The sequence below is a fragment of the Sphingobacterium sp. ML3W genome, assembly GCF_029542085.1.
Lineage (GTDB): Bacteria > Bacteroidota > Bacteroidia > Sphingobacteriales > Sphingobacteriaceae > Sphingobacterium.
Genome location: NZ_CP107036.1, coordinates 783,814 through 797,965 on the forward strand (window position 1 = coordinate 783,814; position 14,152 = coordinate 797,965).

Below are 14,152 nucleotides of genomic sequence, written 5' to 3' on the forward strand. Positions count from 1 at the left end.
ATTATTCCCCTATTGTACATATGCGGGCAGTGATATAACTTTGCTTTATGTATGAGAGAAAAACTATGCCTAATCTTACATGTGGACTAGACCTTATTGGTGAGGTCTTATATGGTAAATGGAAAATGCGATTGCTTTGGTTCATCAACGAAGGCCACTTACGTCCGAGCGCACTTCAGCGCAAAATACCAGACGCATCTCGACGAGTGCTCAATATTCAACTTAAAGAACTTGAAGAACATGAACTTATTTCGAGAACGGTTTATCCTGTAGTTCCTCCCAAAGTAGAGTACAAGTTGACCGAATTTGGTCAGTCTTTAATTCCTATAATTGGTGCTTTAGGAATGTGGGGAGATAAATATGAAGAAAAATTGCGAACTGTAATCATCCGCACATTGAAAAGTGTGTAAATTTTTATTTTTCATCTGTTTTCCATTCCAACTTAAATTTAAAGCTGCAGCTCTTATTTCATTTTAAATTCCGTAGGTCTCATGTTGGTCAGCAGATAAAAGTTATTGCTAAAAGCAGATATATTTGAATAGCCAATCTCGTACGCAATCTCGGTCATATTCAAATCCGTATCGTTGATTAATTCCATAGCCTTAATAATCCGTAGCATTTTTAAGTACTGAACAAATGTAATGTGCAGTTTGGTTTGGAATAACCGGGTCAAACTACGCACACTCATTCCCGATTGTTGAGCAATAATATCTAAGCTTAGATTTTCATTTAACCTATTTCTAAAACTGTCGATTATGGCATTGAGCCTTTGATCGTCTGTTGTAGGAAGTTGTATGGAAAATTTTTTGAGATTTTCTTTTGATAATACGCCTTTAAGCGTGCTTAAAAATTCAAATTCCCATGAACCTTTGTAATAGTCACCTTGCCACTTCTCACTAAATGAGAGCATTTCAGCCAAAAGCTTACTCACCGGATAAATGCCCAATTCATTATGAAAATTACCAGCTCTTTCTTCTGGAAAATAGATATTGATAATATATAGATCCTGCGTGTTGAACATCAGGTTGTGCCGATAATTTTTTGGTATCCAGATATAATGATTAGACGGAATGTAGAAATCCTTTTCGTCTGTCTGCAAATAAGCAATCCCACCATAAACCAATAACAACTGAGCCTTATTGTGCTGATGAGCAGGCAAACGCTGTTCCATCTGCTGTCGCATCACCAGGATTGAATCAGGATTTTGATCAACAGTATTTATTAATTGGCTAAGAATTTCCATATGGCCAAATTTAACAAATATTAGGCTAATTATATAAAGTAATGCCTTGCTATGATGGATAATTTTGCCGTGTAAATAATAGTAAAGTCATTATGAAACATAACATCATAAAACCTGACAAAGATTTAGAACTTGAAACACAAGCCAAAAAATCTGATAATAAATCATATCATTCACATGAAGAAATTGATAGCGCTAACATCTTCTGGTTTGCTTATGGGTATAACTATGCTTTTATGCCAATGGTAGATTTAACCTTTGCCTTTGATGAATTGAAAAAGATAGTAAAACCATGGCTAGCAAGAAGAAAGAAATATATAAAGAAAACGGATGAAACAATATAAAATGGCCCCGATTTTGGGCTTATTGTTAGCCCTATTTGCACAATCTCTCTATGCCCAGCATACAGCTAATGCGCACATATTAAACTTGGAAGAAATTTGGAAAGTTGCCGAAACAAATAACTGTCAACTGAAACTATCTGACTTCAGTCTTCAGCAAAGTAATTTAGAAATATTAGAGGCAAAAGACCGTTTGTTGCCGGAACTTTCGGTTGGTGCAGATGTAAAACTCAATTCCAAATTCCTGATCTATGACAATGGACTATTCTCTTCTCCACAGGATGTGCCTGTAAAAGGTTACGGTTATGGAGTGGGCTACAACTTGGACTTCAATCTTTATAATGGTGGTAAAGACAAAAGAAACATCGTCATGAAAAAGGAAGAAGAGATACGCACACACTATGAAGTTGATCTGCAAAAGCACAGCGTAAAATACAATGTTGCAGTTGCATATTTTGATTTGTACAAGTTTCTGCATTTCCATGATTTTCTTGATGCAGAAATTGAAGCAGAAAAAAAACAACTGGCACTCGTAGAAAGCCTGCATAAAAACGGCACTGTACTAAAGAGTGATGTACTGAGAACCTCCGTAAAATTATCGCAACTGGAGCTCAGCCTTTCTGATGTTGCGAAGAGGATTGAAATCGCCAAACAACGGCTCAATATTCTGATGGGGCGCGAAAATGATGCTGAGCTGGTAATAAAACACCAAGATACAATTGAATTAAAAGCTATCACAGAAGAAGGTAGCTACTACGATTATGTAGATATCGCTTTCAACAAATCGCCAGAGTACAAGATAGTCCATAGCGATATTAAATTGAGTGAGCTGAACATCAAGCAGATAAAAGCGACACGATTGCCCAAAGTCTCCTTGTATTCACATTACAATTACACGTATCCGCAGATTTCATTCTATCCGTATTCGAATGATTTATGGGGATTTGGTCAGACAGGGATTAAAGTCCAGTTTTCTATCGATAACCTATACAAAAGCAAACATTCCATCGCTCATGCCGAAGTGGTCAGTAATCAGGCAAAAGAAAAAGCGAACATTAAAAAAGATGAAATCTATCTTCAGGTAAAAGAAGCTTATTTACAGCAACGACAGGCTTTAGAGAGCGTGGAAGCAGCGAAGCAAAATATCATTAAAACCTCCGAAACTGTTCGTGTTATCAGAAGTAGCTACTTAAACCAGGAATCTCTTCTGACCGATCTTCTGGAAGCCGAAAATGCTTTATTGGAAGCTAAATTTAATCTGACAACAGCACAAACAAACGTAAAACTCACGCATATCAGGCTATTGGCAATTATCGGAATTCTTTAATATAAATATCATGAACAAAAATAAAACAGATAAAATTGTTGTAAGCCTGACTAAATGGTTTGGTATCACATTATTCGTAGGAATCATTATTTGGGGAGCTACCTATTTCTTAAAAGGATATCGCTATGAACAGACCAATGACGCTCAGATCGATGCCTATCTTTCCCCAATAAATGCAAAAGTAGGTGGTTATATCCGTAAAATATATTATAAGGACAATCAGCAGGTTAAAAGAGGCGATACGCTTGTGGTGATTGAATTGGATGAGTACGCGTTGAAAAAAGATGCTGTGTCGGCAGAACTCATGAGCTCACAGGCCAAATTACCGATTTTGGCTGCCAGCGAAAAAACGCAGATTAAAAGCATTGAAGTCATAAAGGCCCAATTGGCAGGTGCTAAAGCGAGATTGAACCAGCAGCAAAAAGAATTTGACCGATATAAAAATCTACTGGCTGACGGATCTACCACACAACAAAAATTTGACAACATCAGTGCTTCTTTATCCATCACACAATCAGATTATGACCAGACAAAAGCTTCTTTACAAGTCGCTGAATCCAGACTAAATAATTTCAGGGTAGAGCGCAATGCCATACAGGCAGAAATAAAGATCAAAGAAGCACTTCTTGAAAGACAGGAATTGGACATTAAATATACCATTATCACTGCACCTTTTGATGGACAAATCGGTAAAAAGACCATTCAGGCAGGACAATTGATACAACCCGGACAGACATTGGCATTCTTGCTGAACAAAACCGAGGAAAAATGGGTAATGGCAAATTTTAAGGAAACACAGATTGGTAAATTCAAAATCGGGCAAGCAGTATCTATTGAAGTCGATGCTTTTCCGAATGAAAAATTTACGGGTACAATCGAGTCCCTTTCGCCAACCACAGGTTCCCGTTATTCGCTACTTCCACCAGATAATGCTACAGGTAATTTTGTGAAAATCATCCAACGTATTCCTGTTCGGATTGAACTTACCGATACGCCCGAAAAATTAACTAAGCTTTCTGCCGGAATGAATGCGAATGTTTACGTTTTAAAAGATTAATCATGCAAGCACATAAAATACCAATTTTCAAATCCTGGGTATCTGAATGGATGGCAAGATCCGTCATATTTGTTATTCTGATGACCTGTCTGTTTAGTTTTGCTTTTTATGGAAGTCCGGTTGCAGCGATGGGCTTTTACGGAATACAACCTACCGATGTACAGTATGGTATGGTCGTTGTCTATGGTTCTACCGTTGCTTTCCTGGCACTGGATTTTAGAATCGTAAAATATTTTGCACCAAGGGAATATCTACTGCTAGCACTTGCAGTAAATGCAATATGTTCTGTAGTTTGTTTTTATTTCAAAGATTGGACATTATTTATTTTCTGCCAGTTTTTGCAAGGTATTACCTGTGCGTTGATGTCAGGAATAGTGTTACAGCTTATTTTTCCACGGTTACAGTCTGTACGTGCCCGTGTGATTGCTTATAGTCTTCTTTATGGCAGTATACAAATAGCTGTGCCATTTTACTCTATCTATACCAGTGTAGTCATTCATTTCTTTGATTTCAACTGGTTATTCTACGGATTTATTATCATAATCATCATACTGACGTGTGTTGTGTTACTTACGATGAACAGTAAAGCCCGGTTTACCAAAAAGATACCACTTTATCAGGTGGATTGGATAGGCTATTTATTTTATGTGTCTTTTATCTTGATATTAGGATACATCCTTGTGTACGGACGACAATTGGGATGGTATGATAGTTCACTGATCATTACCCTAAGTTTAGTTAACCTAATCATTCTTTCTCTTTTTATTATCAGAGAATTAAAACTTAAACGACCATTAATCAATTTACAGATCTTTGAGGCAAAGAATTTTGTTATAGGGCTTTTGCTTCTTTTTACCTTTTATATCTTTAAAGGGAGTACAGGGCTAACCTATGGTTATCTTGAAGCAATTTTAGGAAACCATCCACTGAGTACCATTCCGGTATGGGCCGCTGTAATTTTTGGAACTACACTGAGTATGTTTATTACGTCTCGATTTGTATTGATGGGTTATAACCTGATCAGGATGATTATTGTTGGTTTTGGGTTGATGGCCGTATATTATGCCTATATGATACTATTTGTGTCTGTACAGGGCGAAACAATCGATTTCCTTCTACCTATGTTTATTTATGGTGTGGCAACAGGTGTATTGTTTGTTCCGATTGTTTCATTTACCGCATCATCAGCACCGTCTAAAATAGCTTTAAATGCTTCGCTTGTAGGGATATTAGCTAGGTTCACTGGGTTTACAGCTAGTCTGGCACTTAATAACGAACTTCAATTATTTGCAAAATCATCAGTAAGGGAAAAGGTTCGGGAATCACTCACCGAAACGAACCCTCAATTGCCTGTCACATTACTGGATATTCAAAACCAATACATAAATGGAGGTAGTGATATTTATACATCAAAAACAGGATCCTTAGGCTATTTTAATCAGATGGTAGGCCATCAAATATTGGCTCGTGCTACTAGAGATTATTATGATTTGATGTTAACAGGTTTGATTTTCGTCATCATTATTTTACTCTTCTTACCTCAAATTCAACATGTTGTTTTGAGATTAAGAAAAGGAAATGTTCCTTATTAAAATTTTGTAATGCCAGAAAGTATCATAACGAAATATAATTCATACACACAACACTGTAAATTCATTTAGGAAAAACAAGCTGCCACAGTGAATTTGAGACCGCCTCTTTACTTTAAAGTTGCTCAATATTGATTTTATTTTCATTGACAGGGATAATCCGCCCCCTAAAAACTAGTATACCAGCTGAATTTCTCAAATTCAGGATTTTTATGAAAACTGGAAACTTATCATTTCCATAAAGCCACTAGCTGGATGGACGTAAATTTCGTTTTCTCCATATAATTTTTTCTCCATCGACTGTGTCGAATCAGATGTTATTATATCTCCTTTAAAAAATTGGATTAATCCAGTTATATCAAATTTGTGATAGACCATGATTGGCCAGCCTAAGCCCTGTTCCAGGGAACGGAGCATGAGGCGGGATTTCTCTCGATTGCTTTCATGAATGGTTTCAAATGGTAAAACGTAGTCTAGTATGACCACTTTCTTTCCATCAGCAGCGGCTAATTTTTCAAGCAGTGTACTGAACTTATCCCGGCTGATGTAATAGACAAAACCTTCCAGTAGGAATATAGTGGGACTTGACGAATGATGGCCCAATCTTTTTAATTCATCCAACAAGGGGGCAATATCGGTAGCATCATGAGTGATCAGCTTCACTTTATCCTGATCACCGATCAATTCTGTATAGAGAGCCCGTTTTTCATCCATAAATTCAATATCAACTTCAAAGATTGTTTCAATTTGATGGTCGTATTGCTCTAGTAGATAGAGTGAAATTGGGTCAAGACCTGCTCCTAAAATACAGACCTGGAATTGTGTGAATTGATTAGCGTAGTAATCGAAAAGATTACGGATATATCTTTTTCTCAGTACAGCGATTGACTCGGAGTGTTCGAAAATTTGTTTAAAGCTCTTTAAAAGCAGTTCCCCTTCTGAAGTTTCAATATTTTCTAAATATGCCTGGCATGTTTTTCCATCTTGGTAAATTTCGCTTGCTAAACAAAGTACTAAGCTAGCAGTTGGTGAAATTTTAAATTTACTTTTTAAGGGGTTGTCCATAATGATTGAAAGAGAGGTGTAATTATTTGCTGCAAATATTCATTAATGCAATAATACGAGAAAAATAGGGGTTTAAATAATTTTTTTTATTATAAATATTACCTTGTAGTTAGTTTATCTGTTTTTGAAATTATGTTCCGCTGAGGATTCCCTACAATGGTACAAAAAGCAAGGCCAATCATCCACAAATTCAATTTTTAAAAGTAAACCCATGACTACAGATACTAGCGAAAAAAATATCACAAGACCCTTTGGCAGGTTGGAGTCTATTACTAAAGTTGTCAAAGAGATCCCAGTAATTGTTGCTATTATTAAAACAAATTTGACAATCTATCGGTAGCATATGATAAAGAGTATGAAATCGCAACTAAATTTGCTGATCTGACCGAGAGTGCAAACAATACGGTTGAAAAGAGAATTCGAAAATAATGTCATCGTTTCTCTTTGAAAAAATATTATTAAATTTAAAATATGGTAGGATTAAAAGTAGGCCCAATCTTTTATAAAATAGGTAATGGCAATATTCTACATTCATTCTTTTCAACAGTTGCTTACAACCTTGAGAACAATAAATGGGGGAGTCGTTTCCCCTTCATTATGGAAGAATTATACTATAGAAGTTTATCTCCAGAGAAAGTAGATCTGGCGAGCGAAGAAATAAAAAAGATTTTTGCCGAATTGCAAGAATATGCTCCTTCTATGGTAATCTGGGATATTGAAAATCTGTCAAAACGGCCGCCATGGGGTGATAATATCGCTGGAACAATAACCAGCCTGGACAATTATTTTTATACCAGCGATGGTGAAAATCTATCAGTTGTATTCGATAAAGCCCTGGTTACTGCTAAGAGAGTTAATAAAGAAGTGCTAGTCTATAGTTTATAAATTTTATTTTAAGTAATCCCTTATTACATTTGGTAATTAATAGATTGGAGTTGATTCTTTGTCAATTTAAATTTAGTTAACAAAGAGATGTCCCAGAGTATCATTCTTTATTTTTCCTTTATTTCCTAATCTTCCCTATTGGGTAGCTTTTTCCAAAAACAGAGATTCTGTTACTACTTCCCTTAATCCAGCTACTCTTGTTGTCTTCACAGTTCTGAACTTTGTCATAGAAAATAAAAAAGTATGAATATTATTAAAATATTGACAACCGCAGGACTTTTAAGTATGTACTCACAAGTAATAGCAGGCAGTTTTGCTGCTGCATATCAAAAATCTTTTGATTCAAATACTCTATTTGCAAACCAAAAAAATCAAACCATGATGGACACTATCCAACCCGAACAGACAATTATCGATCTCGCAGGACATCAAGTTCCTGTGTTAAAGGATGGCCTTTATGATCGGTTCCGTTCAAATCCGCCATTGTCTGTCATCGAAAAAGAAAGACCGGATATTGATCTTAGCTGGTTCAAGACTATCGAAAAAGAGAAAAAGGACGTTGGATTTATAACTTATTCTCCCAATTTCTATTACAGTAACAGCAGTATTACAGCAATCTATACAGCTGATATGAAGACCTTGAAAAAACTTATTCCGGCCGAAGTCCGTGATATTGTAAAACCAATTTCCATCACACCGGGACGAGGGCTTATTGCCATAACAGCTTATGCGTATCATTATTGTGATAATGATTCATATAACGAGCTGTCGATTTCCATTGTTACGACCAAACCAGATGCAGGAAACTGGGGTGTATTCTCTTTGCTCAGAGAAGTAAAAAACAAAAGCCTCTGGGGCTACGTTTTAAAGCTTCCCGTAGATACAGAGCTTGCCAGAGTACGAGGAGTAGTTGGATATAACTTACCGAAATGGCTGATCCCAATGGATTATAGTGACAAAGGAGATTCTATGAACTTTACTTTTTACGACGAATCAGGTAAGCCGGATTTCTCGATAGGAGGAAAAAAATTAGATATAGAAAATACAGAACCTGAGATAGTTCGTTCTAATTTTATCAATTTGGATAAAAACGGAAGATTAACTCACGGCTATACAGATGTACGGGCACTTAAAAAAGCAACCAGTAAAAAGAAAGAAGACGTGAAACTTGACCTTACTGAGGGGCCTTTATCAAAATTCATTAAATCCTTGGATTTTGGAAAACTGATGAGATACGATTATCAGCCGGAGTTTCAGGCGGCATTGTTCACTCCCGAACCAACTAGTAACACAAAGAAATAACAGATTTAATATTAAAGGATTAAAATAATGGATTTTGCTAAAATATTTCAGTCACAAAAAGAGTTTTTCAATTCGCACCAAACAAAAGATATAGCTTTTCGTAAGGATACGCTGGTAAAGCTGAAAAATCTTTTGAAAGCAAATGAAGATCAGCTTTATGAAGCAATCTATAAAGATTTTCGCAAAGGAAAATTTGATACTTTTCTTACAGAACTCAATCTGGTGTATAATGAAATAAATTTTTTCCTTAAAAATCTGGAGAAGCTGAGTAAACCTAAAAAAGTCAAAACTGCCTTGAGTTTACAACCCGGAAAGAGTTATATCCATTACGATTCCCTGGGAGTTACACTAATCATTGGCGCATGGAATTACCCTTATCAATTGACATTGAGCCCTATGGTTAGTGCCATTGCCGCTGGAAATACCTGTATCATCAAACCCAGTGAACTTCCCGAAAATACGATGCATCTGTTAGCAGATCTTATTAACATTAATTTTCCATCAAACTATCTCTATGTCGTGCAGGGAGGCATTCCGGAAACAACAGAACTATTGAAATTTCGATTTGATAAAATATTTTTTACCGGGAGTCCGAAAGTTGGGAAGATCGTATACGAGGCTGCTGCAAAAAATCTGGTTCCAGTTACATTGGAGCTTGGAGGAAAATCACCCGCAATAGTGACTAAAAGTGCAGACCTTGAAGTCGCGGCAAAAAGGCTGGTCTGGGGAAAATTCCTGAATGGCGGGCAGACCTGTATTGCGCCAGACTATCTGTTGGTGGAAGAATCCGTAAAACCCAAACTCCTGCAATTGATGACAGAGAAACTTCTGGAAACCAATTATTCTGATGGTGCCGAGCATTATACAAGCATCATCAATAAACGGAATTTTGACCGAGTCCTTGGCCTTGTAGATGAGTCAAAAGTGATATATGGAGGGAAGTATAATGCAGATTCTCTTTACATCGAACCTACTATCATGGATAATGTAACTTGGGAAGATCCGGTAATGCAGGAGGAAATATTTGGGCCAGTTTTACCAGTCATGACTTACAATAATTATGATGAAGTTCTCAATAAAATAATCGAAGGTGAAAAACCATTGGCTGCTTATTTGTTTAGTAATAATGAAGAAGAAAAAGATAAGCTTTTGAAATTGGTTTCTTTCGGTGGCGGATGTATCAACGATTCACTGATGCACATTACCAGTGACTATCTCCCGTTCGGAGGTGTTGGGAACTCTGGAATTGGAAATTATCATGGCGAGTTCGGCTTTTTTACCTTCTCCCATCAGAAATCAGTGATCGAAAAAACAAACTGGGGAGAGCCAGACTGGAAATATCCGCCTTACACAGATAAAAAAATGCACTGGCTGAAGAAGGTGATGTAACAGAGATTATGTTACAACTTACCTGAATTGAGCTACTCAGGTCTTTATAGATCTTCTGAAATTTGTGTCGTAATTTAAAACTGCAAAAGATATGCAAACGATATTAGGGGCTAACGGTCAGATTGGCGAAGAGCTCGCAAGAGAACTCAAAAGAAATTTTACTTCATCGATACGGATTGTCAGTAGGAACGCGAAAAAAGTGAATGACACAGACGAAGTCTTTTCTGCGGATCTATCGATTCGTGAGAAAGCAATCGAGGCCGTAAAAGGCAGTGAAATTGCCTATTTTACATTAGGCCTTCCGATCAGTTCAGACCTTTGGGAAAAACAGTTTCCGCTTATCCTTCGTAACGTGATTGACGCCTGTAAGATTAACCATACAAAACTCGTATTCTTTGACAACACGTATATGTATCCCCAGGATGATCGCGTATTGACAGAAAAAACAGCTTTTGCACCTGTGGGAAGAAAAGGAAGAGTCAGAAGAGAGATGGCCGAAATGCTGTTGAAGGAAATGGAGTCAGGTGAACTTGAAGCCGTGATCTGTCGTGCCCCAGAATTTTACGGCCCGGGCAAAACGCAGAGTATTACCAATACCTTGATTTTTAATAATATCAAAGAAGGTAAAAAGCTGAAAGTTCCATTGAGCATAAACAAAAAAAGAAGCCTGATATGGACTCCTGATGCGAGCCGAGCCACTGCTTTGATCGGGAATACTCCTGATGCGTTCGGCCAGACCTGGCATCTCCCGGTAGATAAAAGCCATCCCACCTACAAAGAGTTTATCCGAATGGCTTCCGGAATTTACAGCAGAGATCTGAAATGCTCTGCTGTTCCAAAATTGATGTTTAAAATAGGCTCACTTTTCAACAAAAGCGTAAAGGAATTACTGGAGCTTCTTCCGAGGTATGAGCACGATAACATATTTGATGATTCAAAATTCAGAAAGAAATTTCCGGATTTTCAGATCACATCATATAAGCAGGGAATCAGTATCATTAAAGATGAATAGCTTTCAGTAGACAAAATAATTAAGTAAATTAGTCATTACAAATCTGAAAATCAGCATATGAAAACTCCGGAAAAAGTATCATCCATAAGTACACTTCATCAATTTTTGGGGTTAAAGGAACCCGCTAACCCGCTGATCAGTGTGTTTAATTTTGACGATGTCAAACTGGAACCAGAAACCATTCTAGGAGCTATTACAACCGACTTTTATGTCATTGCTTTAAAGAAAGACTGTGCCGGAGGAAAATGTAGATATGGCCAGCAATATTATGATTTTGATAAAGGTATTATGTCTTTTATTGCCCCGCATCAGGTCCTACAGTTTGATGATATACTGCTTAATAAAGTAAGAGGGTTCGTTTTGGTATTACATCCGGATTTCCTGCATGGATATAAATTGGCATCCGACATTAAAGAATATGGTTATTTTTCCTATACAGCCTATGAAGCTTTGCATCTTTCTGAAAAGGAAGAGAAAACCATTTTTGATATCATAAGGAATGTTGAACAGGAAATTGATATCAACATGGATTCCTTTACACAAGATCTACTTGTCTCTAACCTTGATCTTCTGTTAAAATATTGTGACCGTTATTACAACCGCCAGTTTTTGACTAGAAAGAAAGTGAATAGTGACCTTCTTTCCAAGTTGGAGCTATTATTGGATGATTATTTCAAAAATGATAAGTTAACCATTAACGGTATACCCTCAGTTCACTTCATTGCTGAGCAACTGCACCTGAGTGCAAATTATTTGAGTGATATGTTAAGAGCGCAGACAGGGCAAACCACGCAACAGCATATCCAGAACCGGTTGATCGAAAAAGCAAAAGAATTACTCTCTACTACTTCAACGTCGGTTTCTGAAATTGCCTATCAGCTTGGATTTGAACATCCGCAATCATTTCACCGCCTCTTTAAAAGCCGAACATCATTTTCTCCACTGGAATTCAGATCATCATTAAATTAATGAGGATGATTTAAAAATGAAAGTTGAAATACAGAGATTCGGTTACTAATTCCCGTAATTAAGCTACTGTTAAATCGTCCGATAGTGCGAATTTTGTTGTAATCAAATAAGTGATCCATGAAAAAGCTTTTATTAATTGTTACCAATGTCGATAAGTATGCAAGTGGTCTGCCAACTGGACTATGGCTCAGTGAGCTGACGCATATCTATCATAAAGCCAAGGATAGAAATTGGAACATAACGATAGCAAGTCCAAAGGGAGGTCTTGTTCCCATTGATCCTGAAAGCCTGAAGCCATTGGTTCTTGACAAGATTTCGAAAAATTATTATGAAGATCCATTATTCATGGAGGAGCTGAACCATTCAAAAAGCCTTTATGAAGTAATTAATGAATCTTTTGATTGTGTATATCTTGCCGGCGGGCATGCTACGATGTATGATTTTCCAGATGACGAAAATATTAAAAAAATCATCAGCCAACAATACGAAAATGGGAAACTGGTCGCCGCAATCTGTCATGGGGTTGGTGGATTATTAAATGTAAGTCTTAGCAATGGTGAGCATATGATCAAAGGAAAATCAATGACCGGATTTGATTGGTTTGAAGAAACTATTGCCAGAAGAAAACGTGAAGTTCCGTTCAACCTTGAAGCCGCCATTAAAGAACGGGGAGCAGATCTCAAAAAGGCTTTTATACCAATGACCTCCAATGTTGTTATTGATGGTCATTTGATAACGGGTCAAAACCCTTTCAGTTCAAAGGAAATGGCAAATGTAGTTGTTGAGCAACTTGAAAAAATATAAACTTTGATGACCTGAATAAGGTTATTACTCATATAGTAATCATTAAAATTTCAATTATGGCAAACAACATTAAAGCTGAAAACGATCCTCAGATCCTTTCGGGGATTCGCGAATTTCTGAAGGGTTTGAATAATAGTGGCGGAAAACCATTGGAAACATTGACTCCCCAGCAAGCCAGACAAGTTTTGGTTGATGCACAAAATTCTGTTGAAGTGGATTATAGCGGTATAATAGAAGATGAAAGGGAAATTACACAGGATGGAATTACGGTCAATATCCATATTGTAAAACCCGCTAATGCCTCTTCCGAAAACCTTCCAGTATTCATGTTTACTCACGGGGGAGGATGGGTATTGGGTGACTATCCAACACATAGAAGATTGGTAAGAGATCTTGTTGTTCACAGTGGTGCAGCAGCAGTTTTTACCGATTATACCCCTTCTCCGGAAGCACAATATCCGGTAGCTATAAATCAGATATATTCAGCCACTAAATGGGTGGCAGAGAATGGTGCTGAAATTGGTGTTGATGGTAAAAATATGGCTGCTGCCGGAAACAGCGTGGGGGGAAATATGACGGCAGTCCTTTGCCTGATGGCAAAAGATAAAAGGGGACCAGAAATAAAATTCCAGTTGCTTCTATGGCCTGTCACTGACGCCGATTTTACGCGTGACTCGTGGCAAAAATATGCAGAAGAAAGGTTCCTGACAGCCCCACTAATGAAATGGATGTGGGACAATTATCTTCCTGATACTGAAAAACGCAAACAATATTATGCAACCCCGTTCAATGCACCATTGGAAAAACTTCAAGGACTTCCACCTGCATTAGTTCAGCTGGCTGAAAATGATATCCTTTTTGACGAAGGTTTAGCGTACGCAAGAAAGCTGGATGAAGCTGGAGTTCCGACAACCATCGAGACTTATAATGGATTTATTCATGATTATGGTCTATTAAATCCATTAGATCATATTGAAGCAGTGAAGTTTTCTTCAGAGCAAGGAGCACTAGCTCTTAAAAAAGCTTTGTTTGGAAAAGGATAATCCTAAAAGAAGGTAATTTTATATTTATTTAAGAGGTGAGCTAGAAAATTATTAAACATAGGTCGATTGAAAAAAAGCGATTATAGCTGGTCGTTTAGATGAGGACGTTATAAATTCTTAAATCCT

General features: G+C 37.1%; 14 protein-coding genes. 12 read left to right on the forward strand and 2 right to left on the reverse strand.

The window, feature by feature from the left end; translation table 11 throughout:
- Positions 1–47 precede the first annotated feature (47 nt).
- The gene (locus OGI71_RS03285) at positions 48–410 is read left to right on the forward strand and encodes a helix-turn-helix domain-containing protein (protein WP_282253866.1); all 363 of its coding nucleotides are present in this window, start codon (positions 48–50) and stop codon (positions 408–410) included.
- Between the two features lie 53 nt (positions 411–463).
- Here the strand turns inward: OGI71_RS03285 and OGI71_RS03290 are convergent, their stop codons facing one another.
- Positions 464–1,243, reverse strand: coding sequence for a helix-turn-helix transcriptional regulator (locus OGI71_RS03290; protein ID WP_282253867.1), 780 nt, complete (start codon positions 1,241–1,243; stop codon positions 464–466).
- A 92-nt stretch (positions 1,244–1,335) separates the two neighbouring features.
- Here OGI71_RS03290 and OGI71_RS03295 point away from each other — a divergent pair, with 92 nt between their 5' ends.
- From OGI71_RS03295 to OGI71_RS03310, 4 genes are read left to right on the forward strand one after another with little or no spacing between them, the layout of a single operon-like run.
- Positions 1,336–1,587 carry a hypothetical protein gene (locus OGI71_RS03295; RefSeq protein WP_282253868.1) on the forward strand — a complete coding sequence of 84 codons (252 nt, stop codon included), beginning with the start codon at positions 1,336–1,338 and terminating at the stop codon, positions 1,585–1,587.
- Positions 1,574–2,911 (forward strand): TolC family protein, encoded by a 1,338-nt coding sequence (locus OGI71_RS03300; RefSeq protein WP_282253869.1) that lies wholly within the window; start codon positions 1,574–1,576, stop codon positions 2,909–2,911. The genes OGI71_RS03295 and OGI71_RS03300 overlap by 14 nt, the downstream gene beginning before the upstream one ends.
- A gap of 10 nt (positions 2,912–2,921) precedes the next feature.
- Positions 2,922–3,968 (forward strand): HlyD family secretion protein, encoded by a 1,047-nt coding sequence (locus tag OGI71_RS03305; protein ID WP_282253871.1) that lies wholly within the window; start codon positions 2,922–2,924, stop codon positions 3,966–3,968.
- A gap of 2 nt (positions 3,969–3,970) precedes the next feature.
- Positions 3,971–5,560, forward strand: coding sequence for an MFS transporter (locus tag OGI71_RS03310; RefSeq protein WP_282253872.1), 1,590 nt, complete (start codon positions 3,971–3,973; stop codon positions 5,558–5,560).
- Positions 5,561–5,767: 207 nt separating this feature from the next.
- On the opposite strand, the gene OGI71_RS03315 is transcribed toward OGI71_RS03310, so the two are convergent.
- Entirely contained in the window at positions 5,768–6,622 is an 855-nt protein-coding gene (locus tag OGI71_RS03315; protein ID WP_282253873.1) for a class I SAM-dependent methyltransferase, read from the reverse strand.
- Between the two features lie 471 nt (positions 6,623–7,093).
- On the opposite strand from OGI71_RS03315, the gene OGI71_RS03320 reads away from it, so the two are divergent.
- The 7 genes from OGI71_RS03320 (at position 7,094) to OGI71_RS03350 (ending at position 14,026) form a co-directional block, all read left to right on the forward strand.
- The gene (locus OGI71_RS03320; RefSeq protein ID WP_282253874.1) at positions 7,094–7,507 is read left to right on the forward strand and encodes an Imm70 family immunity protein; all 414 of its coding nucleotides are present in this window, start codon (positions 7,094–7,096) and stop codon (positions 7,505–7,507) included.
- A gap of 243 nt (positions 7,508–7,750) precedes the next feature.
- Complete coding sequence (locus OGI71_RS03325) at positions 7,751–8,809, forward strand: hypothetical protein (RefSeq protein WP_282253875.1); 1,059 nt, start codon at positions 7,751–7,753, stop codon at positions 8,807–8,809.
- A 27-nt stretch (positions 8,810–8,836) separates the two neighbouring features.
- Complete coding sequence (locus OGI71_RS03330; protein WP_282253876.1) at positions 8,837–10,198, forward strand: aldehyde dehydrogenase; 1,362 nt, start codon at positions 8,837–8,839, stop codon at positions 10,196–10,198.
- Between the two features lie 91 nt (positions 10,199–10,289).
- Positions 10,290–11,210 carry an NAD-dependent epimerase/dehydratase family protein gene (locus OGI71_RS03335; protein WP_282253877.1) on the forward strand — a complete coding sequence of 307 codons (921 nt, stop codon included), beginning with the start codon at positions 10,290–10,292 and terminating at the stop codon, positions 11,208–11,210.
- Between the two features lie 57 nt (positions 11,211–11,267).
- Positions 11,268–12,179 carry a helix-turn-helix transcriptional regulator gene (locus OGI71_RS03340; RefSeq protein WP_282253878.1) on the forward strand — a complete coding sequence of 304 codons (912 nt, stop codon included), beginning with the start codon at positions 11,268–11,270 and terminating at the stop codon, positions 12,177–12,179.
- Positions 12,180–12,296: 117 nt separating this feature from the next.
- Positions 12,297–12,983: a type 1 glutamine amidotransferase domain-containing protein gene (locus tag OGI71_RS03345; protein ID WP_282253879.1), complete on the forward strand. Its 687-nt coding sequence runs from the start codon at positions 12,297–12,299 to the stop codon at positions 12,981–12,983.
- Positions 12,984–13,039: 56 nt separating this feature from the next.
- Complete coding sequence (locus OGI71_RS03350) at positions 13,040–14,026, forward strand: alpha/beta hydrolase (protein WP_282253880.1); 987 nt, start codon at positions 13,040–13,042, stop codon at positions 14,024–14,026.
- The last annotated feature ends 126 nt before the right edge of the window (positions 14,027–14,152 follow it).

Coding starts and splice junctions, on each gene's coding strand:
- OGI71_RS03285 (WP_282253866.1), top strand. CDS start 48: ATGTATGAGAGAAAAACTATGCCTAATCTTACATGTGGACTAGACCTT.
- OGI71_RS03290 (WP_282253867.1), bottom strand. CDS start 1,243: ATGGAAATTCTTAGCCAATTAATAAATACTGTTGATCAAAATCCTGAT.
- OGI71_RS03295 (WP_282253868.1), top strand. CDS start 1,336: ATGAAACATAACATCATAAAACCTGACAAAGATTTAGAACTTGAAACA.
- OGI71_RS03300 (WP_282253869.1), top strand. CDS start 1,574: ATGAAACAATATAAAATGGCCCCGATTTTGGGCTTATTGTTAGCCCTA.
- OGI71_RS03305 (WP_282253871.1), top strand. CDS start 2,922: ATGAACAAAAATAAAACAGATAAAATTGTTGTAAGCCTGACTAAATGG.
- OGI71_RS03310 (WP_282253872.1), top strand. CDS start 3,971: ATGCAAGCACATAAAATACCAATTTTCAAATCCTGGGTATCTGAATGG.
- OGI71_RS03315 (WP_282253873.1), bottom strand. CDS start 6,622: ATGGACAACCCCTTAAAAAGTAAATTTAAAATTTCACCAACTGCTAGC.
- OGI71_RS03320 (WP_282253874.1), top strand. CDS start 7,094: ATGGTAGGATTAAAAGTAGGCCCAATCTTTTATAAAATAGGTAATGGC.
- OGI71_RS03325 (WP_282253875.1), top strand. CDS start 7,751: ATGAATATTATTAAAATATTGACAACCGCAGGACTTTTAAGTATGTAC.
- OGI71_RS03330 (WP_282253876.1), top strand. CDS start 8,837: ATGGATTTTGCTAAAATATTTCAGTCACAAAAAGAGTTTTTCAATTCG.
- OGI71_RS03335 (WP_282253877.1), top strand. CDS start 10,290: ATGCAAACGATATTAGGGGCTAACGGTCAGATTGGCGAAGAGCTCGCA.
- OGI71_RS03340 (WP_282253878.1), top strand. CDS start 11,268: ATGAAAACTCCGGAAAAAGTATCATCCATAAGTACACTTCATCAATTT.
- OGI71_RS03345 (WP_282253879.1), top strand. CDS start 12,297: ATGAAAAAGCTTTTATTAATTGTTACCAATGTCGATAAGTATGCAAGT.
- OGI71_RS03350 (WP_282253880.1), top strand. CDS start 13,040: ATGGCAAACAACATTAAAGCTGAAAACGATCCTCAGATCCTTTCGGGG.